The sequence below is a fragment of the Bradyrhizobium sp. SRS-191 genome (assembly GCF_024586915.1).
Classification (GTDB): Bacteria; Pseudomonadota; Alphaproteobacteria; order Rhizobiales; family Xanthobacteraceae; genus Bradyrhizobium.
Window position 1 is genome coordinate 70,959 of record NZ_JANBVS010000027.1, and the last position, 19,924, is coordinate 90,882.

The following is a 19,924-nucleotide window of genomic DNA, read 5'->3' on the forward strand; positions in this document are numbered from 1 at the left end:
ACGTGCTCCCAGATGCTGCGCGACGCCGCATCGCTCAGCCCTCGCTCGCCGCTTCGAGGAGAAATTCCTTCTCGTGCCGCGCGAGAAAGCCGAGGCTCGGCCGGCTCGTCCCGTAATAATAGGGTAATGAGAGCGCCCGCCTCCATAGCGAGAGGACTCTCTCGGCATCATGAGCGGCATCGAATTCGGCCGTCCGGCCATCGGCGATCGCCAGCACCTCATCGACCGTGTGCAGGATATCCTCCGCCGAATTGTTCTCCGGCCGCGCCCCGCTGCGGCCAAGCACGGCGGCATCGAACACCCGCCAGCGCCAAGGCGTGCTCGTCAGCTGGCGCTGCGTCAGCATGGTTCCGCCGGCGAGCCGTACCGGCTTGAGAGCGAACCGAACGTTCTTGTTCCACAATTGGGCGTCGGTCGTGATCGCATTGACGATCGCACAAGGGATGCCAAAGCTGACAGCGACATTCGTCAGTCCGGACGTCGTCCCGATGAATGCGCGGGCATGCCGGATCAAATGGATGTCCATCAGATCGGACCTGAACTCGCTCAGCGCATAGTCGATCGTCCGCGTCATCGGCGGCAATTTCGGCGAGTTCGGCCCGCCGAGCTTGATCACCCAGCCGCCGCGGGACGTGATCAGGCGAATGGCATCCAGCAACGTCTCGATCGGCGCATTGCGATGAGTCTGGCCCGTCCCCATGAACTCGAAATAATGCGCTGCGTCGCGCGTATGCAGGCAGACATACCAGTCGCCCGGCTTCATGCCGAAGGCGGAGCGCAACTGCTCGAAGCGCGCCGCTGCGGCCATCGATGTCCGATCATACGCGACGCATAACGGGTGTCCCCTGCCTTCGCGCTCCCATTGATCGAAGGCCATGGCCCCCGCATCCTGCCAGGGAACGACCTTGCCGTCGGGCAGCCGGAATGCGTTGAAATTCATGCCGCACCAGCGCTGCAACGACAGCAATTCTTCGCCCAGCCGCTCCGTCACGGTCTCGCCGATCACCACAACCTTGGCGAGACGGTCAAAGAGCTTGAAGAAGATGTCGTTGGCAACCAATCCGGGACGGACAACGATCACGGCTTCGCCCGACCACCAGCCCAGCTCACGCATGCGAAACAAGATGTCGAGCATCCCCAGATGGCCGATCTGCGTCACCCATTCCTCCGGAATGAGCCGCAACGCATTCAAGGACACGCCCAGCCCGTCGAGTAGTTTCCTCAATTCATGAGAAACCTCGGGCAGTGACGTCCGAAGCTCCTGCTGCGCATCCAACGCCCGCTGATACAGCCGAACTCCGATCTCGCCGCGGCCGACGTGCGTTACGCGCTGTCCGGCGAAATTGCACAAGTCGAACAGCCGTCCGGGCGTGCCACAGAGGACGTCGAGGCTGTTCGGGACGTATCGAGGTAGATGCCGGGCCGCAATATTCTGGTGAGGCCGGAAGAACTGCAAACTGCCGCGGCAGGCCCAGAACATTGCATCGAGTGCCCCGGCCTCATCCCCGCCGATCACGTCGACCATCGCCTTGTGGAAAGCGAGGTCGACCAACCTTTCCAGCTCTTCCGCCTTCGCCCCCGCTGCAGCATCACGCGCTTCTGCAAACTCGCCCAGTTCAAATCGCGATCGAACGAGCGCATATCGGGACTCTGCAGTCCTTGCCTCCAAAGTACCGCTGCCGACGTTCTCGATCACTTCGCCATAGGCGCCGATGCCGCACAAGACCTGGATCGAAGCGTCAGGGAAGTGTCGGCTGAGAGCGCTCGAGAAACGAAACTCGGGCTGTGCAGCAAGGTACGAGGTCACGTATGGAAAATACGCCTGACAGAGCCGCCGCTGGACGGGAAGCTTCATGGCACCGGAGACCACCAGCGCAAGAAACACCAGGCGTCGCGGCAATAGATTGAGAAACGCTCCAACGACGACGAAGGCCAAATAAATCAAACGCCGACGACCAAAGCGTAACGACCTTTGCCTCTGCAGTTTCATGCCACCAAGTTCCACACACCTGGGCTCCCGACTCCCCACATCCGGCTCAAGGCAGCGCTGACGCGGCCGATATTGCAAGTCGCCCGCGACGGGCGTTCCAAGAGCCGCTCTCAAAAGGAGCTGGCAGTCGCCAGTCCGGAGCGACCGTTGCTCGACCACGCAAACAGCGCCGCCGACGCCAGCCAAGGTTGAACCTATCCTGTCGCTCTCAGCTATAACAGAGGTGCTACAAACAAGCCAAGCCGAACATGGAGATGAATATCAGCGAACCGCGCCAGGAAATTAATTCAGGACACCACACGCAGGCAGAGCGCCTATGGGAGCAACCGTGAACCACTCCGTCGCCTGGGTCTCGATGAGGATGACGTCATTTGCTCTCGCGTGGGCCAGCCTGAAATGCTCGCTTGAAGGCAGAGGTATTGACGATCTCGCGGACAAGATAGCTCGTAAACTTCTTCGCGCCTTGCTGGTCGAGATGTCCGCCACCGTCGATGGTCGTGAGGCCGTTAAACGGCGGCGCGATCAGCTCGACATTGAGCGCCTTGGCGAGCTCTGCCGCCTGCTGGACACAAGACTGGCTATGCGGGACCAGTGTGAGCAAGACTTCGCCTCCGACCTCACCAACGAAGGCTTTGGCATAATCGATCACCGCCTGGTTCGTGTGGCAATCGGGATCGCGGGCCGACAACATGGGCCTGTTGCCCAAAGCGACATAACCGGGGTTGGCGTCCAAACCCATGTCTCCATTGACTACATTGCGGTAGAGGCCCGACGGCGAGAACTGACCGGTCCGGTAAGCAGCGATCGCGTCCTCGATGCGCCAGTGCAGATTTCTCCCCAGGACCGTGAGATAGCCGCGGAGCCGATTGCGCTGGGCAGCAGCGATCAGCTGCTTCTCTGGCCCGAGCGTGACATTCAGATCATTGCTGAAGAAATGGACGAACTGATCGTCGGCGTTGATCACCCACAGGCGCGGACGGATGCTCCAGCGCTTGATGACCTGGCGGGAAAACTCACCACCGCGCACGCCAACGAAAGCCATGTTGAAGATGTTTAATCCGCCGATTGCCGGCGACTCCTGGAGTGTCTGTCGATCAAGAGCGTAGCTGACGAAGGATGGCCCCAGAAAGACGATGTCAGCCTGCCTGGCTGCATCGACCGTCCCTCCGAGATTGCTGTAGAAGATGTCCTGATCCTGAATCTGCGGAATATTGCGGCCGCCGAAATCGCGATACCAGCTCGGGTTTCCCTGACGCGGAATCTGCATGAGGGCATCACCGAATTTCCAACCGTCGAACGAAAGCAGCGAGAGGCAGAACGACAAAGCCACGACAACCGCGAGACCAAAGATCGCGACCAGGGCAACGTAACGTTTGAAGATGACCGCCTCAGACATCAGCTGCGCTGGCCTGGCCACTGTCGACATGACATAGATCTCACTTGAGCGTCTGCATTGATGGGCCGATTGTCATCGCTGATTGGCGTTCGCTCGAGCTGTCGCCGGGGAGTATGACAGCGATGAAAGAGGACGTCAGACCCCCGTGCACCGCGGCTCACATCGCGGCGCGCCAGCCCATTGGGAATAGCGGCTTCTCGGCGAGACGCGCCGTCGCCGGGCTCGCGCTCGACGAGGAGCCCTCTGTAAGACATTTCACAAATCATCGCTGAAGCCGGTCGCGCCGTTCCCGGCATCTATGACCATAGCGGCCCCGCTCGAAGAAGCAATCAACAGACGCAACCCGAGAGAGCGGACCTGATCACATCCGTGGCTCCTGGTGGGAATGTGCATGGAAAGAGCCGCGCGTCGAAATCTGGAGAGACTGCATGAACGGGTGCGCAATGGGCCCTCGCGAGTGCGGCCGCTCGGCCCCGGCTTGCCATAACAGAAGAATTCCGTGCAGAAAAGCCTCCGCTGCGCTGCCCAATTGAGGGGTCGTGGATTGCAGTGTCCATCTTGTGCGACGGAATCATCCCCTGAAAATCGGGACGAACGCCGCACTGCCCAACTTGGCACGCCGCACAATCGTTGGTAAAGCAACCTCACCCGGGGCAACATCAAGAAACTTTGTTATGCTCTTCACGCAGTTTGAGTTTCTGTTCTTGTTCCTGCCGGTGACCTTCGCCGGGTACTTCCTGTTGGCGCGGTTCGTGGCTTCGCCGGCGGCTCGCTTGAGCTGGCTGGCCGCGGCCTCGCTCACCTTCTACGGCTATTGGGACATTCACTTCGTTCCGATCATTCTCGTCTCCATCGTCTTCAATTACACGATGGGCCTTTTGATCGCCGGACAGAACGGCAAGGCGCGAAGCGGATTGTTCGCGGCCGCAATCACGCTCAATCTCGGCGCGCTGGCGTTCTACAAGTACACGAATTTCGGCATTCAGATCCTCAATGCGCTGACCGCATCGAAATACCCTGCGCTGGCGATCGTGCTGCCGCTCGGCATCTCGTTCTTTACATTCACGCAGATCGCCTATCTCGCCGACGTCTATGGCGGCTATTCCAGCGAACGGAGCTTCGTCAAATACGGCCTGTTCGTCACCTATTTTCCGCATCTGGTCGCCGGACCCATCCTTCATCACCGCGAGATGATGCCGCAGTTCGGCTCGGAGGACAGCCGAAAGATCTCGATCGAGAACGTAGCGATCGGCCTCACCATTCTGACCATCGGCTTGTTCAAGAAGTCGTTCATCGCCGACGGCTTCGGAATGGTGGCAAATCCTGTGTTCCAGGCCGCCAATTCCAGCCATCTTCATCTCATCGATGCCTGGGGGGGCGCCCTCGCCTATTCGCTCCAGATCTATTTCGACTTCTCCGGCTACTCGGACATGGCGATCGGCATTTCGATCATGTTCGGGATCAAGCTGCCGTTCAACTTCGATTCCCCCTATAAATCGCAAAGCATCGTCGAATTCTGGCGGCGCTGGCACATTTCGCTGTCGCGGTTCCTGCGCGACTATCTCTACATCCCGCTCGGCGGCAACCGTCATGGCGAGCACCGGCGAAACGCCAACCTGTTCACCACGATGCTGCTCGGCGGCCTGTGGCACGGGGCCGGCTTCACATTCATCATCTGGGGCGCCCTCCATGGGCTGTTCCTGATCATGAACCATCGCTGGAGCAAGTTCGTTGAGAAACACCCGGCGCTGTCCCGTCACACCGGAACCGTCTGGTACGCTGTGGCAGCGCTGCTGTTGACCCAGTTGGCCGTCGTTCTCGCCTGGGTGTTCTTCCGCGCCGACAATCCGAACGCGGCCGTCCGGCTGATCAAGGGCATGATCGGGCTGTCCTCGCCCGAGAAGATCACGATGACCAATCTGGTCGATCCTCGCGTGATGATCGCGATTGCCGCCGGCTACGCCGCCTGCCTCGTGCTCCCCAACGTCAACGCCATGTTCGAGCAATGGAAGGTTGGACTGGAGACCTATCACAATCCGCGTCCGTGGAGCATTCTGGGCTTCAAATGGCGACCATCCCTCACCTGGGCGATTGGCACGTCGGTGGCACTTGTTGCGGCCGTGCTCATGAACATCATCGCCGGTGACACCTCCCAGTTCCTGTATTTCCAGTTCTGATCGACCACCGTCGATGTCCAGCGAGGGGTCGCCTGGCCTCGCTGCGCAAGGGTCCGAACGGCAGTCGCATGAATGATCAGCAGCAGTCGCCAAAATCGTCGCGGCCGACGAATCCGACACGGCGCTACGTCATGTCGGTGCTGGCAACGGCTGCCCTTGCCGGCTACCTGCTGCCAGTCGGGCTCTTCCGCTTGGCCCGTCCGTTCGGCGCGGCGGCTCGGCTGGAGGATCTCGCCGATTCGCAACGGGACAATCCGGACCAGATCGTGCTCCCCTTCGATCTGCGCTACAATGCAGCGTTCAAGCTGGCGAGGCTTGAGCAGGAAAATCCCGAAATCGTCTGGATCAGCAGCTCGCGCGCCGGGGCCTTTCGCGCGTCGCTATTTGCACCCTACCGCTTCTACAATCTCTCGTTCACAGCCTGGACCACGTCGCAGTTGGCCGACCTGTTCGACCGCGCCACCCAACGGCTGCGTCCACGTGTTGCGATCCTTTCGCTGGATCATTTTCTCTTCGCTGATCGGTGGGAAGAATGGTTCGCGACGACCCGACGGATGCATTACGATCATTCCCTTACTTACCTGAGGGGGAGCCTTCTGGATTTCGCGCGGACCGCGACACGTCATCCGGAGGCGTTCCGCGACTATCTGCGTACTCCCAGCACCTTTGTGGGTCCCCAATCCATCGTCCATCAGGAAGGATTCCGCAGTGACGGCTCCTATGTCTACTCGGCCGGTCACGTTTCCGACGCGCGCTCGCGCTTCATGAATGCGGAGACGCTGGCCCAGACCCTGCCCCGCGCGCCCGGCCTGTCATCCAGACTGAAGCAGCCGATTGCGCGGATCGCGGAGATGGCAAGATCGCGCGGCATCGCGCTCATCGGGGTTCAGTTGCCGTTCATTCGCGCCGGCGTTCAGCTGCTCGATCGCGAGCAGCATGGGCCCCTCGGTTTTGGCGCTTGGCGCGAGTTTGCGTCCAACGAGACCAGAAGCTGGCTGCACGACCTCGGAATTCCATTGTTCGATCTCGGGCGCTTGGCGATGACGGACGAGAGTTCCAGCTTTGTCGACGCCTATCACCTCGCCGAAGCCGGAGCCGCAAGGGTGATGCTGCATCTGCTGAACGCCCCCGATTTCCGGGCGGAGTTTCCGAGAATAGACCCTGCCCGCATCGAACTTGATCTTGCAGGGCTCGCCGGCCAATGAGACCTTGACTATTCGTCGGGCGCGCTTGCCTACCGGCTGCTACGGAGTGTACGACGAGCAGGAGGCACGAGTTGTGGAAAGACCCGTTGCATCCATAAGCTTAGGAATACCATCGAGTGGGTATGAAGCCGTGACGCGGTATGTTGCGATCTTGCTAGCGCTATTTGCTGCCGTTTTCGTGCCTCTGCTCGCTGTTCTTGAATGGGTCGGATGGCGTCTGGGAGCGACCGTTCCGCTATCCATCATCGCGGCGGAGCAGTCCGGCAACGATCGCCTCCTCTGGCTCGGCGGCTTCAAGGATTATGCGCCTTACAAGCTCGAGCGCATCAAGCAGGTCCAACCCGAGGTGTTGCTGGTCGGCAGTTCGCGCTGCGGCCAGGCACGCGAGCAGATGTTCAGGCCGTATGTGGCCTACAATGCCTGCCTGACGGCTTGGCCGCTCACCCACGTGGTCGACTTCATCGACCGCGCGACGACGGTTTCCAAGCCGCGCGTGGTCATCGTGGCGCTGGATTATTTCCTGTTCGGCGATTTCCTCGCCGAGGCCTGGCAGAAACAGCGCACGATGGACTTCAGCCAGGGTATCGACTCGCATCGACGGAAGCTGCACGACGTCGCCGACTTCGCCATGCGGACAGGCATGGACGCGAATGCATTGCTCTCCACGGTCAAGACTCCCCAGTTCGAACAGGTGGACAACAACCGGCTGATCGGAACGGAAGCGATTCGCGGGAAGTTCGGCTTCCGCAAGGACGGCTCGGTCATGGTGGCTCCGCCCTATCGTGCCATTGCAGCGGAAACCTTGTCGCGCGGGGCTCAATATGTGACGTCATCGTTCCCGGGCGCTCCTCATCTCAGCGAGCGACAGTTGGGCGAGATCGAGCGGCTGTCTAGGCTGGCGCGCGAACGCGGCTTCGCGGTGATCGCCATCCAGTATCCCCTGGTGGAAAGTGCCGCCGCGTTCCTCGATACGGACGAAGCGTATTGGCCGTATTCGGGGCTGTGGCGCGAGCTCCGAAGCAAGCCGACCGTCGAGCGGTTTTCGACGCTGGGCGTCTCGTTCTTCGACATGAGCCGCACCCAGATTTCTCAGGATGATGGCAACTTCTTCGATCCCGCGCATCCCTCGGAACGAGGAATGCTCAAGACCTATCTCGCACTGCTCGCCCGGCCTGAGTTCGCCAAGTTCTTCCCGAAGATCGATCGCAACACACTGGCGACTGACCTCGAGCGCTCGAAGGGTGAGCAGTTCGATCTCTATCACTGAGACGCGTCGGCGAGTCCAACAGTCGATCTCACTTGCTCATTCGCGACGACAAAGCGTCCCTGAAAGCGCGCGTCTTGACGAGTTCGGCCGCAAGATAGCGCGTGAACTTTTCCGCGCCCTGCTTGTCGAGATGCCCACCACCATCGAGGGTCGTCAGCCCGTCGAACGGCGGCGCGATCAGTTCCACATCGAGCGCCTTCGCCAATTGCTCGGCCTGGCGCCGGCAGGACTGGCTGTGCGGAACCAGCATGAAAACGGCCCTGCCGCCGATCTCCTTCAAGAAAGCCCTGGCATAGTTGACGGTCTCGGCAGTGGTGTCACAAGCCTGATCGCGCTCGGACCGCATCGGCTTGTTGGTGGTCGCCACGTAGCCGGGATTGACGTCAAGCGCCATGTCACCGTTCGAGACACTGCGATAGAGGCCAGTATCCGAGAACTGCCCGGTTCGAGCCGTCGCAACGAGGTCTTCGAGGCGCCAGCGCAGATTACGGCCGATGACCGTGAGGTAGCCGCGCAGCCGGTCGCGGGACACAGCCGCCACCGGCACCTTTTGAGGCCCCAGCGTCACGTTCAGATCGTTGCTGAAGAAATGCGCGAATTGATCGTCGACATTGATGACCCAGAGCGGCGGGCGAACATCCCAGCGGGCGATCACGCGGCGTGAGAACTCACCGCCGCGAATTCCGACGAAGGCCATGTTGTAGAGCTTGAGACGACTGAGTTGGTCCGATGCTTGCAACGTCGAACGGTCGATCGCATAGCTCACGAATGAGGGTCCGAGAAACACCACGTCCGCAGCCTTGGCGGAGGCAATCGACGACCCGATGTTGCTGTAGAAGATGTCCTGATCCTGGATCTGCGGGATGTGCTGGCCGCCGAAATTCCGATACCAGCCAGGGTCTCCCGACCGCTCGATCTGAGAGAAATAGTCGGGCAGCGTCCGTGCATCGAAGATGAACATGAACACGGCCGCAAGCGTCAGCACACCAAGAACGCAGCTTCCGACCACCACGACGTATTTGCGCAGAGCTCCGTTCATTGCCGCACTTTCGGGCATCCACTCGGCCCGTCTCAGCATGGTTCGTCTCTCAAGTCTTGGCCGCTAGCCGCCACTGCACCCGTGTCGCCGGGCGAGCGATACAGACTAGCAGCACTGAACTCAAGCCACCCCGGCAGGCCGGGATTTCGTGCAGGACGAGAGGCCCGCGTGATGCAGATCGCAACTATCACGGCGTCCCCTGCACCGGTTCGGAACGGCCGTGATGAGACGCGACCCCGACGCCATGCACAGCATTCAAGTTCCAGGCGCACAGTACAGCTCAGAAGGGTTTGTGCTGCTGCGCACACCTGATAAAGAGGTAGCCTGAAAACACGGAAAGCACTGCGTTCCTCTGAACCGATCATGAGAATGCATTGACTTTTCATAATGAAATCAACGACGACGATTGAAGCCAGAGATGTCGAAGCCGGTTTTCCGAAGCCGAAGCCACAAGCCGTCCTTGCGCTTCTGCGTCCGCGATTCGATCAATCAGCCAGCGCACTGACAGAGCGCAGCACCTCAGCACGAGCGAGCCGGAGGCGAATTCCTTGGACCAGGTGAGTGATACGGCGCGTATGGATCTGGCCTGCCAGGCGATCCGCGCATCCTGTGAATCCGGGCAGACGATTGCATTCGTGTCGGGCAACTTCAACGTCGTGCATCCCGGACACTTGCGGCTTTTGAAGTTCGCCGCCGAGCAGGCCGACGTGCTTGTGGTCGGCGTCAACCCGGATTCCACGCCGGGCGTGACCCTGGCGCAGGACATGCGGCTGGAGAATGTGCGGTCCATCGCCTTTGTGCACCATGCTGTGCGTTTAGACACCTCCGCCTCCGATTTCATCTCGCATCTGAAGCCGACGGTGGTCGTCAAGGGCAAAGAGTTCGAGGACCGCGCCAACCCGGAGCAGACCGCCGTGGACGCCTATGGCGGTCGGCTGATCTTCTCGTCCGGCGAGCTGCGCTTCGCATCGTTGTCGCTGCTGGAGCGCGACGCCAATATCGACATTTCGACGGTGCGGAAACCGCTGGAGTTTCCCAAGCGTCACGGCTTCGAGATCTCGAACCTGAAGGGCCTGCTCGGCAAGCTCAACGGCATGCGGGTGGCCGTGATCGGCGACCTCATCATCGACGAATATGTCACTTGCGATGCCGTCGGCATGTCCCAGGAGGATCCGACCATCGTCGTGACCCCGCTGATGACCCGCACCTTCGTCGGCGGCGCGGGGGCGGTTGCGGCGCATGCGCACGGCCTCGGCGCCGACGTGAAGTTCTTCACCCTCGTGGGCGACGACGAGGCGGCGCGGTTCGCGCGCAACACGCTGGAGCAGCACGGCGTCAACTTCAACGCCTTCACCGACCAGAGCCGGCCGACCACGCGCAAACAGCGTTTTCGCGCGCTGAACAAGACGCTGCTGCGTGTCAACCATCTGCGCCAGCACGCCTCCGACGCCGACCTGCAGCGGCAGATGCTGACCTCGGTCGAGCGCGCCTTGAAGACCTGCGATCTCCTGCTGTTCTCCTGCTTCAACTATGGCTGCCTGCCGCAGGATCTGGTCGATGCGATCGCCGATCGCGCCCGCTCCCAGGGCGTGATGATGGCGGCCGACAGCCAGGTCTCTTCGCAGACCGGCGACGTCTCCCGCTTCAAGGGCATGACCCTGCTGACGCCGACCGAACGCGAGGCGCGCGTCGCGCTGAACGACTTCACCTCGGGCCTCGCCGTCATCAGCGAACGGCTGGTCGAACGGGCCCGCACGAAGAACCTTGTGATCACGCTCGGCGCCGAGGGCGCGCTGATCAACACCATGGCCGACGGCACCTTCACCTCCGACCGCCTGCCCGCGTTCAATCCCTCGCCGAAGGACGTTTCCGGCGCAGGCGACAGCTTCTTCATGGCCTGTTCGATGGGACTGCGTGCGGGGGCCGACATCTGGCAGGCCTCCTATCTCGGCTCGCTGGCGGCGGCCCTCCAGGTCTCCCGCGTCGGCAACCTGCCGTTGACGACGGCGGAGCTCGTACGGGAGATCGACGAAACCGGCTTCAGCCACGAATAGGATGCCGCCATGCGTGCCCTTCTGCTCGCGGCCGGGATCGGAAGCCGGCTGCGTCCGCTGACCAATACGACGCCGAAATGCCTGGTGCGTGTGCACGACCGGCCCCTGCTGGACTACTGGCTCGACCTCGTGTTCGAGGGAGGCATCGAGCGGGCGCTGTTGAACACGCACTGGCTGGCCGAACAGGTCGTGGCTCACGTCGCGCAGTCGCGCTGGCGCGACCGGATCGATCTCGTTCACGAAGATGAACTGCTCGGCACCGGCGGCACCGTGCTCGCCAACCGGGCCTGGTTCGGCGACCAGCCGTTCATGGTGGCCCATGCAGACAATTTGACAGATTTCGACGTGAAGGGGCTGCTTGCCGCCCATCAGAGCCGGCCTGACGGCTGCATCATGACGATGCTCGCATTCCGGACCGACGATCCGAGCTCGTGCGGGATTCTCGAGCTGGATGCTCAGCACAGGGTGATCGCCTTCCACGAGAAGGTCAAGAATCCGCCCGGGAACCTCGCCAATGGCGCGGTCTACGTGTTCGACCCCGCCGTCATCAGCGACATCGCGGCGCTGGGAAAACCTATCGTCGATCTCTCCACCGAAATCATCCCCAACTATATCGGACGCATTTTGTGCGTTGAAACCAGCGGTTATCATCGGGATATCGGCAACCCGGAAAGCTTGCGCCGAGCCCATTTGGAGTTTAATCACGAACCGCGCCGTGGCGGGGACGTTTGACGGGCGGCTTTCGCCGCCAGGCCGGTCGCCTTCCCCAGCCAATTTGTATAAAGGTGCGCGCGACGCGCCAGCCGGCGACACGACAGGCGAGCCACGGGGATTGCTCAGATGAAGATATTCGTGACCGGAGCGTGCGGCTACAAGGGCAGTGTGCTCGTGCCGAAGCTCCTGAAGGCCGGCCACAAGGTCGTTGCATTCGACATCATGTGGTTCGGCAACTTCCTCGATCCCCATCCGGATCTCACGGTGGTTCAGGGCGACGTGCGCAATCCCGATGCGATCGACCTGACGGGCGTCGATGCGATCATCCATCTCTCCAGCGTCGCCAATGATCCCTGCGGCGATCTCGATCCGAAGCTGACCTGGGAGATCTCCTGCCTCGCGACGATGCAGCTCGCCGATCGCGCCTATCGCCACGGCATCAAGCGCTTCATCTACGCCTCCTCCGGCAGCGTCTACGGCGTCAAGGAAGAGGAGCAGGTCACCGAGGATCTCGAGCTGCTGCCGATTTCCGAGTACAACAAGACCAAGATGTGCGGCGAGCGCATCGTGCTGTCCTACAAGGACGACATGGTGGTGCAGATCGTGCGCCCCGCGACCGTCTGCGGCTACTCCCCGCGCCAGCGGCTCGACGTCTCCGTCAACATGCTGACGATGCAGGCGCTGATGAACGGCCGCATCACGGTGTTCGGCGGCGACCAGACCCGGCCGAACATCCACATCGACGACATCACCGATCTCTATCTCTTCCTGCTCGATCATCCCGAACACACCGGCGTCTACAATGCGGGCTTCGAGAACATCTCGATCCTCGACATTGCCAATCTGGTCACCAAGCACGTGCCGGCCGAGGTCATCGTGACGCCCTCGAACGATCCGCGCAGCTATCGCGTCAACTCCGATCGCCTGCTGGCGACCGGCTTCCGCCCGAAGAAGACGGTGGAGGACGCGATCAAGGAAATCATCGGCATGTACTCGCAAGGCCAGCTCAAGAACGAGGACCGCTGGTACAATCTGAAATGGATGGAGAAGGAGGTCGTGAAATGAACGTCCTGGCCTTCAAGACCCCCGGCAGCCTGTTCGCCGACTACACCAGCCGCTTCAGCACCGTGCTGAAGGATTTCGACTGGGCCCCTGTCGAGAAGCTCGCCTACGATCTGCGCGACTGCTGGCAGACCGGCCGGCAGGTGTTCTTCTGCGGCAATGGCGGCAGCGGCGGCAACGCCAACCACCTCGCCAACGACTTCCTCTACGCGCTGTCGAAAACGCCGGGCTCGGGCCTGCGCGTCCATTCGCTGTCGTCGAATCCGTCGGTCATCACCTGCCTCGCCAATGACGAAGGCTATGACCAGGTGTTCTCGCTGCAACTCGCGGTGCTCGCGCGCAAGGGCGACGTGCTGATCACCTTCTCCGGCTCCGGCAACTCGCCGAACATCCTGAAGGCGCTCGAAGAGGGCAAGAAGATCGGCATGACCAGCTATGCCGTGCTCGGTTTCACCGGCGGCAAGGCCAAGGCGCTCGCCGACGTGCCGATCCATTTCGCTGTTGACGACATGCAGATCGCCGAGGACGCGCAGATGGTCATCGGCCACATGATCATGCAATGGCTGTACGCCCAGCGTGGCGACATCATCACGACGCGCGAGGTCTGACGGACAGAGACGATGGCTGCGAACGAAAAGTACCTGATCCTCGGCTCGAACTCCTTCTCGGGCGCAACCTTCGTCGACTTCCTGGCCGCGGCCGGTCACGACGTGATCGCGACCAGCCGCTCGGACGAGCCGCATGACGCGTTCCTGCCCTACAAGTGGCAGAAGCGCCCCGGTAACGTCCGCTTCAAGCGCGTCGACCTGAATCACGACCTCGACGCGCTGAAGGCGCTGCTGGCAAGCGAGCGGCCGACTCATGTCGTGAACTTCGCGGCGCAGAGCATGGTCGGCGAGAGCTGGCTGTATCCGGACCATTGGATGATGACCAACGTCGTCTCCGCGGTCCGACTGCACGACATCCTGCGCAACTATGACGGTCTCGACCGCTACGTCCATGTCACCACGCCGGAGGTCTACGGCTCGACCGAGGGCTGGGTGCGCGAGGATGCGCCGTTCAACCCGTCGACGCCCTACGCCGTGTCGCGTGCGGCCGGTGACATGAGCCTGCGCACCTATTTCGCCAACTACCAGTTCCCCGTCGTGTTCACCCGCGCGGCCAACGTCTACGGCCCGGGCCAGCAGCTCTATCGCATCGTGCCGCGCACCATCGTGGCCGCGATGACCGGGCAGAAGCTGCGCCTCGACGGCGGCGGCAAGTCGGTCCGCGTGTTCATCCACATGACCGATGTGTCGGATGCGACGGTGAAGATCGGCCGCAGCGGCAAGCTCGGCGAGACCTATCACATCTCCGGCTACGAGCTGGTGTCGATCCGCACGCTGGTCGAGATGATCCTGGCCCGGCTCGGCAAGAACTTCGAGGACTGCGTCGAGATCGGCCCGGAGCGGCCCGGCAAGGACACCGCCTACACGCTCGACAGCTTCAAGCTGCGGACCGAGCTCGGCTGGCGCGACACCTTCTCGCTGGAACAGGGCATCGACGACGTCATCGCCTGGGCGCGACGCTTCGAGCATGTCATGGCCAAGCTGCCGACCAAGTATGAGCATAAACCCTGATCGATCCCTGCGCTGTCCCGAGGGGATGCGCGACTGGAGAGCACGATGAACGTGGCAGTCCGGAACACCGCGGCCAAGCCCGACGTGGCCGCCCTGAAGGCGCAGGCCGCGAAGCTGCGCGGCAAGATCATCGAGATGTCGCACAAGGCGCAGGCCGCGCATCTCGCCTCGTCGCTGTCCTGCGCCGATGCGATGACCGCGGCCTATTGGCACGTGCTCAACATCGACCCGAAGAACCCGACCGATCCGCTGCGCGATCGCTTCATCCTCTCGAAGGGCCACGCCGCCGCGGCGCTGTTCGCGACCTTGGCGATGAAGGGCTACTTCCCGATCGAGGAGCTCGACACCTATTGCCAGGACGGCGGCCGGCTCGCCGAGCATCCGCCGGCGAACCTGCTGCCCGGCGTCGAAGCGGCCACCGGCTCGCTCGGCCACGGCCTGCCGCTCGGCTGCGGCATGGCGCTGGCGGGGCGCATCAAGGGCGAGAGCTACCGCGTGTTTGCGCTGCTGTCGGACGGCGAGAACAATGAGGGCTCGGTGTGGGAGGCCGCGATGTTCGCCGCCGCCCAGAAGCTCGAGAACGTCTGCGTCGTCGTCGACTACAACAAGTGGCAGGCGACCGCGCGCTCCAACGAGACGCTGATGCTGGCGCCGCTGCGCGACAAATGGGCCGCCTTCGGCTGGGACGCGCACGAGATCGACGGCCATGACGTCGGCGCGCTGGCGGAAGCCATGCAGAACATCCCGAACGGTTCGGGCAAGCCGGTGGCGCTGATCGCCCACACCGTGAAGGGCAAGGGCGTGTCGTTCATGGAGGACGACAACAACTGGCATTACCGCGCCCCCACCGCTGAGGAAGTCGTCAAGTCGTTCAAGGAGCTCGGCCTGTCATGAGAAACGCGTTCGCGGACGAACTGACCAAGCTCGGCAACGAGGACTCTCGCGTCGTCATGCTGTCGGGCGACATCGGCAACCGCCTGTTCGACAAGTTCAAGGACAAGCATCCGAGCCGCTTCTTCAACTGCGGCGTCGCCGAGGCCAACATGATGGGCGTCGCCGCCGGCATGGCCATGAACGGCCTGCGCCCAGTCGCCTACACGATCACCCCGTTCGTGACGACGCGCTGCCTGGAGCAGATCCGCACCGACGTCTGCTATCACGAGGCCCCGGTGACCATCGTCGCCGTCGGCGCCGGCCTTGCTTATTCCGGCCTCGGCCCCACCCATCACGCCTGCGAGGACATCTCGTTCCTGCGCTCGATCCCAAACATGGTCGTGATCTGTCCGGGCGATGCCTTCGAGGTGCGCGGCGCGCTGCGCGCGGCGATGCAGCAGGACCGTCCGGTCTACATCCGCATGGGCAAGAAGGGTGAGCCTGTCGTTCACAAGGGCCCCATCGCGGATTTCAAGATCGGCAAGGCGATCACCATCGAGGAAGGCTCCGACGTCTGCCTGCTCTCGACCGGCAACATGCTGCCGGAAGTCATTGAAGCCGCACACACGTTGAAGGAGAAGGGCATCTCCGCGGAGGTCGTGAGCTTCCACACCGTGAAGCCGCTGGATGAAGACAAGCTCAAGCAGGCCTTCAGCCGCTTCAAGCTGGTTGCCACCATCGAGGAGCATTCGCTGATCGGCGGCTTCGGCGCGGCGGTCTCGGAGTGGCTCGTCGACAGCGAGACGCAGCATAAGAAGTTCCTGCGCTTCGGCACGCCGGATGCCTTCTTCAAGAAATCCGGTGAACAGGAATATGCCCGCGAGGTGCTGGGACTGACCGGCCACCAGATCGCGGACAAGATCATCCACGCGTTGAGCTGAGACATCACATGAAGACCCAAGCTGCCCTCCTGGTCCAGACCGGCCAGCCGCTCGTGTTGGCCGAGATCGAAACCCCCGCCTTGAAGCCGGGCCAGGTGCTGGTCGAGATCGCCTATTCCGGCGCCTGCGGCACGCAGGTGATGGAGTGGCGCGGCGACAAGGGCGAGGACAAATGGGTCCCGCATTGCCTCGGCCACGAGGGCACCGGCACGGTCATCGAGGCCGGCAGCGCCGTCACCAAGGTCAAGGTCGGCGACAAGGTCGTGCTGTCCTGGATCAAGGGCACCGGCATCGAGGCCGGCGGCGCGGTCTATGACTGGGACGGCAAGAAGGTCAATGCCGGCGGCGTCACCACCTTCCAGCGCCATTCCGTCGTCAGCGAGAACCGCCTGACCCTGCTGCCGCCTGACCTGCCGATGGATGTCGCGGTGCTGCTCGGCTGCGCCGCGCCGACCGGCATGGGCGCGGTCTACAACGTGCTGAAGGTGCAGCCGGGCGACGCCGTCGCCGTGTTCGGCACCGGCGGCATCGGCCTCAATGCGCTGATGGCGGCGGCGCTGGCCGGCGCGATGCCGGTGATCGGCATCGACCCCAACCCGACGCGCCGCGCGCTCGCCAAGATCTACGGCGCAACGCACGTGATCGATGCGGCCGGCGACGTGCTGGCCGAGATCAAGAAGATCGTGCCGCAGGGCGTTGATCTCGCGGTCGAATCCTCCGGCATTCCCGGCGTGATGGATCAGGCGATCAATGCCACAAGGCAGCAGGGCGGCCGCGCGGTCGTGATCGGCAATGCCAAGCACGGCGCGGCGCTGACGTTGAATCCCGGCGTCTTCAACCAGGGCAAGAGCCTGCTCGGCACCTGGGGCGGCGACAGCGTTCCGGATCGCGATTACGGACGCTATGGGCGGCTGCTGAGCTCCGGCCGCTTCCCGGTGCGGGACCTCCTGTCGAAGCCCTACAGCCTCGCCCAGGCCGACCAGGCGCTGCAGGACCTCGCCGCCGGCAAGGTCGGCCGTCCGCTGATCGACATGTCGCTGACTTAAGTTCTGGCCATGCGGATCGGGATCGACTTCGACAACACGATCGCCTGCTATGACGGCGTGTTTCATGCGGCCGCGCTGGAGCGCGGCCTGATCCCGGCCGACCTCGGCCGCGACAAGAACAGCGTCCGCGACCATCTCAACGGCTCGGGCCGCAAGGACGATTTCACCGAGCTGCAGGGCTATGTCTACGGCGCCCGCATGGACCTGGTGTCACCCTACCCTGGGTTTGCGGAGTTCGTGACGGCGGCCCGCGCTGCCGGCCATGACCTGTTCATCGTCAGCCATAAGACCAAGCACCCCATTCTCGGGCCGAAGCACGACATGCATGCCGCCGCGCGCGGCTTCCTGACCGACCGCGGCCTGATGGGATCAGCGCACGGCCAGATCTCACCTGACCGCGTGTTCTTCGAGCTGACCAAGGACGAGAAGGTCGCCCGCGCCCATGCGCTGGCCTGCGAGGTCTTCGTGGACGACTTGCCGGAGATCCTGGCCATGACCGGCTTCCCCGAGGGCATGCGCAAGGTGCTGTTCGATCCGGAGAACCAGTTCGTGACCAAGGCGACGCCATATGAGCGCCGCGCGTCCTGGGCTGAGATCGCGGCGGATGTCGTCCGTGACCGCGGCTGAGGCCGGCGCGGATCCTGATGCCGCCCTGCTGGCGCTGGCGCAGCGCCTCACCGCGCAGGCCGGCAAGGCCGGCCCGACGGCGCTGACCCGGCTCGCCGGCGGCCGCAACAACCAGGTCTTCCGCCTCGACACATCCGACGGCCCGCTGGTCCTCAAGCGCTACTTCACCGACGCCCGCGACACCCGCGACCGGCTCGGCGCCGAATGGAGCTTCATCAGCCACGCCTGGTCGCGCGGCGTCCGCGTCGTGCCCGAGCCGCTCGCCTGCGATCGCGCCGAGCAGGCGGGCCTCTACAGCTTCGTCGAAGGCCGCAAGCTGACCGCGCTCGAACTGGCGCCGGCCCATGTCGATGCCGCGATCGATTTCGTGCTGGCAGTAAATGCCCCGCCTCGCCCGACGCTGGCGCCGGGATCGGAGGCCTGCTTTTCGCTCGCCGAACATATTGCCACCGTCGAGCGCCGCGTCGCCCGGCTTGCGACGCTCGACGCGGACGTGCCGCATGTCGCCGAGGCCCGGCAGTTCGTGACGGCGCAGTTGCAGCCCGTCTGGGCCGAGGTGAAGGCGAACATCCTCAACGGTGCCGCGGCCGAAGGGCTCGTCCCGGACGCCGCCATCCCTCCGGATCAGGTCTGCCTGTCGCCCTCCGATTTCGGCTTCCACAACGCGCTGATCGACGATGCGGGCAAGCTCACCTTCCTCGATTTCGAATATGCTGGGCGCGACGATCCGGCCAAGCTGGTGTCCGACTTCTTCTGCCAGCCCGAGGTGCCGGTGCCGCTCGCCGTGCATGAGCACTTCATCGACCGGATGACGGACGGCTTCGGCCTCGATGCGGCCGGAGCGACGCGCTGCCGCCTCTTGATCGACGCTTATCAGGTCAAGTGGACCTGCATCATCCTCAACGACTTCCTGCCGCTCGGCGCCACCCGCCGCGCCTTTGCCGACACTGGCGCCTGGGCGCAGCGCTGCGCCGCGCAGCTCGCCAAGGCCGAGGCACAGCTCAGCCTGATCGGCGCCACATCCGATTAACCGACAATCCCACGCCCGGAGATCTTCATGGCCTATCGCGAGTTCGTCAGTCTCGTCCACAAATCGACCAAACGCGACTATCTCGCGCGCGTCACCCAGCGCGACAAGGCCGACGTCGCCGAGATGGCGGTCAAGTTCGACTACGATTATTGGGACGGCAGCCGCGAGACCGGCTATGGCGGCTACAAATATGACGGCCGCTGGCGCAAGGTCGCCGACGCGATGATCGAGACCTACGGCATCAAGCCGGGCATGCGCGTGCTCGACGTCGGCTCCGGCAAGGGTTTTATTCTGCACGATTTCCGCGAGGCCATTCCGGACCTCGAGGTCGCCGGCATCGACATCTCCTCCTACGGCGTCGAGCACACGATGGAGAGCGTCAAGCCGTTCTGCCAGGTCGGCAATGCGGCCAAGCTGCCCTACCCCGACAAGCACTTCGATCTCGTCATCTCGATCAACACGCTGCACAACCTCTACAACTACGATCTCGACGCCGCGCTGCGCGAGATGGAGCGCGTCAGCCGCGGCGGCAAATATCTCTGCGTCGAGGGCTATCGCAACGAGCGCGAGAAGGTGAACCTGATGTACTGGCAGCTGACCTGCCGCATCTTCCACACCCCCGAGGAATGGGCCTTCGAGTTCAAGCGCTCCGGCTACACCGGCGATCACGAATTCATCTTCTTCGAATGAGCTGAGACAGGCGCGCCAGCGCGCGCTCTCGCGACGCAAGTCGTCCGAGCGATGCTGCGGTCGTCGCCCTCTCGAAACGAGAGGGCGCGGGGAAGGCCGGGAGCCTGCCGCCCCCATGGCCCGCCTGCGAAAGAAAATGCAGGCGGCAGGTACCACAGGTTCGGCTGGGACATCCCGGCCTTCCCCGCGCGATC

Annotated in this window: 17 protein-coding genes; 14 read left to right on the forward strand and 3 right to left on the reverse strand. The window is 63.0% G+C overall.

Translation table 11 applies throughout. From position 1 onward, the window contains the following. Window positions 1-34: 34 nt before the first annotated feature. Both NLR35_RS31715 and NLR35_RS31720 read right to left on the reverse strand, forming a co-directional pair. Complete coding sequence (locus NLR35_RS31715) at window positions 35-1,990, reverse strand: TIGR04372 family glycosyltransferase (RefSeq protein WP_257170478.1); 1,956 nt, start codon at window positions 1,988-1,990, stop codon at window positions 35-37. 367 nt (window positions 1,991-2,357) lie between these two features. Continuing rightward, window positions 2,358-3,416 carry a hypothetical protein gene (locus NLR35_RS31720; RefSeq protein ID WP_257170479.1) on the reverse strand — a complete coding sequence of 353 codons (1,059 nt, stop codon included), beginning with the start codon at window positions 3,414-3,416 and terminating at the stop codon, window positions 2,358-2,360. Window positions 3,417-4,060: 644 nt separating this feature from the next. Between NLR35_RS31720 and NLR35_RS31725 the strand changes: the two genes are divergently transcribed. The 3 genes from NLR35_RS31725 to NLR35_RS31735 all read left to right on the forward strand — a co-directional run bounded on the left by NLR35_RS31725 (window position 4,061) and on the right by NLR35_RS31735 (window position 8,035). Then, window positions 4,061-5,563 (forward strand): MBOAT family protein, encoded by a 1,503-nt coding sequence (locus tag NLR35_RS31725; protein ID WP_257170480.1) that lies wholly within the window; start codon window positions 4,061-4,063, stop codon window positions 5,561-5,563. 68 nt (window positions 5,564-5,631) lie between these two features. Then, the gene (locus NLR35_RS31730) at window positions 5,632-6,768 is read left to right on the forward strand and encodes a hydrolase (protein WP_257170481.1); all 1,137 of its coding nucleotides are present in this window, start codon (window positions 5,632-5,634) and stop codon (window positions 6,766-6,768) included. Window positions 6,769-6,814: 46 nt separating this feature from the next. Then, window positions 6,815-8,035, forward strand: a complete 1,221-nt coding sequence (locus NLR35_RS31735) for a hypothetical protein (RefSeq protein ID WP_257170482.1) — start codon at window positions 6,815-6,817, stop codon at window positions 8,033-8,035. Between the two features lie 28 nt (window positions 8,036-8,063). On the opposite strand, the gene NLR35_RS31740 is transcribed toward NLR35_RS31735, so the two are convergent. Next, entirely contained in the window at window positions 8,064-8,996 is a 933-nt protein-coding gene (locus tag NLR35_RS31740) for a hypothetical protein (protein WP_257170483.1), read from the reverse strand. A 626-nt stretch (window positions 8,997-9,622) separates the two neighbouring features. Between NLR35_RS31740 and NLR35_RS31745 the strand changes: the two genes are divergently transcribed. From NLR35_RS31745 to NLR35_RS31795, 11 genes are all read left to right on the forward strand, one after another. Next, complete coding sequence (locus tag NLR35_RS31745) at window positions 9,623-11,128, forward strand: PfkB family carbohydrate kinase (RefSeq protein WP_257170484.1); 1,506 nt, start codon at window positions 9,623-9,625, stop codon at window positions 11,126-11,128. A 9-nt stretch (window positions 11,129-11,137) separates the two neighbouring features. Next, complete coding sequence (locus NLR35_RS31750; RefSeq protein ID WP_257170485.1) at window positions 11,138-11,860, forward strand: nucleotidyltransferase family protein; 723 nt, start codon at window positions 11,138-11,140, stop codon at window positions 11,858-11,860. A gap of 108 nt (window positions 11,861-11,968) precedes the next feature. After that, a complete protein-coding gene (locus NLR35_RS31755; RefSeq protein WP_257170486.1) occupies window positions 11,969-12,907 on the forward strand; it encodes an NAD(P)-dependent oxidoreductase in 939 nt (312 codons plus the stop codon). Continuing rightward, complete coding sequence (locus NLR35_RS31760; RefSeq protein ID WP_035640025.1) at window positions 12,904-13,512, forward strand: SIS domain-containing protein; 609 nt, start codon at window positions 12,904-12,906, stop codon at window positions 13,510-13,512. The genes NLR35_RS31755 and NLR35_RS31760 overlap by 4 nt, the downstream gene beginning before the upstream one ends. A 12-nt stretch (window positions 13,513-13,524) precedes the next feature. Beyond that, window positions 13,525-14,523, forward strand: coding sequence for a GDP-mannose 4,6-dehydratase (locus NLR35_RS31765; protein WP_257170487.1), 999 nt, complete (start codon window positions 13,525-13,527; stop codon window positions 14,521-14,523). A 45-nt stretch (window positions 14,524-14,568) separates the two neighbouring features. Next, complete coding sequence (locus NLR35_RS31770; protein ID WP_257170488.1) at window positions 14,569-15,417, forward strand: transketolase; 849 nt, start codon at window positions 14,569-14,571, stop codon at window positions 15,415-15,417. Next, on the forward strand, window positions 15,414-16,337 hold the full coding sequence (locus tag NLR35_RS31775) for a transketolase family protein (RefSeq protein ID WP_257170489.1): 924 nt from the start codon (window positions 15,414-15,416) through the stop codon (window positions 16,335-16,337). The genes NLR35_RS31770 and NLR35_RS31775 overlap by 4 nt, the downstream gene beginning before the upstream one ends. A gap of 8 nt (window positions 16,338-16,345) precedes the next feature. Continuing rightward, window positions 16,346-17,383 carry a zinc-binding dehydrogenase gene (locus NLR35_RS31780; RefSeq protein ID WP_257170490.1) on the forward strand — a complete coding sequence of 346 codons (1,038 nt, stop codon included), beginning with the start codon at window positions 16,346-16,348 and terminating at the stop codon, window positions 17,381-17,383. Window positions 17,384-17,392: 9 nt separating this feature from the next. Beyond that, on the forward strand, window positions 17,393-18,010 hold the full coding sequence (locus NLR35_RS31785; protein ID WP_257170491.1) for a hypothetical protein: 618 nt from the start codon (window positions 17,393-17,395) through the stop codon (window positions 18,008-18,010). After that, window positions 17,988-19,040, forward strand: coding sequence for an aminoglycoside phosphotransferase family protein (locus NLR35_RS31790; protein WP_257170492.1), 1,053 nt, complete (start codon window positions 17,988-17,990; stop codon window positions 19,038-19,040). Before NLR35_RS31785 ends, NLR35_RS31790 begins: the two co-directional genes overlap by 23 nt. 27 nt (window positions 19,041-19,067) lie before the next feature. Next, on the forward strand, window positions 19,068-19,730 hold the full coding sequence (locus NLR35_RS31795) for a class I SAM-dependent methyltransferase (protein WP_257170493.1): 663 nt from the start codon (window positions 19,068-19,070) through the stop codon (window positions 19,728-19,730). Window positions 19,731-19,924: the final 194 nt, after the last annotated feature.

Excerpts from the sequence above, each read along its gene's own strand:
- NLR35_RS31715 (WP_257170478.1), bottom strand. The coding sequence starts at position 1,990 with ATGAAACTGCAGAGGCAAAGGTCGTTACGCTTTGGTCGTCGGCGTTTG.
- NLR35_RS31720 (WP_257170479.1), bottom strand. The coding sequence starts at position 3,416 with ATGTCGACAGTGGCCAGGCCAGCGCAGCTGATGTCTGAGGCGGTCATC.
- NLR35_RS31725 (WP_257170480.1), top strand. The coding sequence starts at position 4,061 with ATGCTCTTCACGCAGTTTGAGTTTCTGTTCTTGTTCCTGCCGGTGACC.
- NLR35_RS31730 (WP_257170481.1), top strand. The coding sequence starts at position 5,632 with ATGAATGATCAGCAGCAGTCGCCAAAATCGTCGCGGCCGACGAATCCG.
- NLR35_RS31740 (WP_257170483.1), bottom strand. The coding sequence starts at position 8,996 with ATGTTCATCTTCGATGCACGGACGCTGCCCGACTATTTCTCTCAGATC.
- NLR35_RS31750 (WP_257170485.1), top strand. The coding sequence starts at position 11,138 with ATGCGTGCCCTTCTGCTCGCGGCCGGGATCGGAAGCCGGCTGCGTCCG.
- NLR35_RS31755 (WP_257170486.1), top strand. The coding sequence starts at position 11,969 with ATGAAGATATTCGTGACCGGAGCGTGCGGCTACAAGGGCAGTGTGCTC.
- NLR35_RS31760 (WP_035640025.1), top strand. The coding sequence starts at position 12,904 with ATGAACGTCCTGGCCTTCAAGACCCCCGGCAGCCTGTTCGCCGACTAC.
- NLR35_RS31765 (WP_257170487.1), top strand. The coding sequence starts at position 13,525 with ATGGCTGCGAACGAAAAGTACCTGATCCTCGGCTCGAACTCCTTCTCG.
- NLR35_RS31770 (WP_257170488.1), top strand. The coding sequence starts at position 14,569 with ATGAACGTGGCAGTCCGGAACACCGCGGCCAAGCCCGACGTGGCCGCC.
- NLR35_RS31775 (WP_257170489.1), top strand. The coding sequence starts at position 15,414 with ATGAGAAACGCGTTCGCGGACGAACTGACCAAGCTCGGCAACGAGGAC.
- NLR35_RS31780 (WP_257170490.1), top strand. The coding sequence starts at position 16,346 with ATGAAGACCCAAGCTGCCCTCCTGGTCCAGACCGGCCAGCCGCTCGTG.
- NLR35_RS31785 (WP_257170491.1), top strand. The coding sequence starts at position 17,393 with ATGCGGATCGGGATCGACTTCGACAACACGATCGCCTGCTATGACGGC.
- NLR35_RS31790 (WP_257170492.1), top strand. The coding sequence starts at position 17,988 with ATGTCGTCCGTGACCGCGGCTGAGGCCGGCGCGGATCCTGATGCCGCC.
- NLR35_RS31795 (WP_257170493.1), top strand. The coding sequence starts at position 19,068 with ATGGCCTATCGCGAGTTCGTCAGTCTCGTCCACAAATCGACCAAACGC.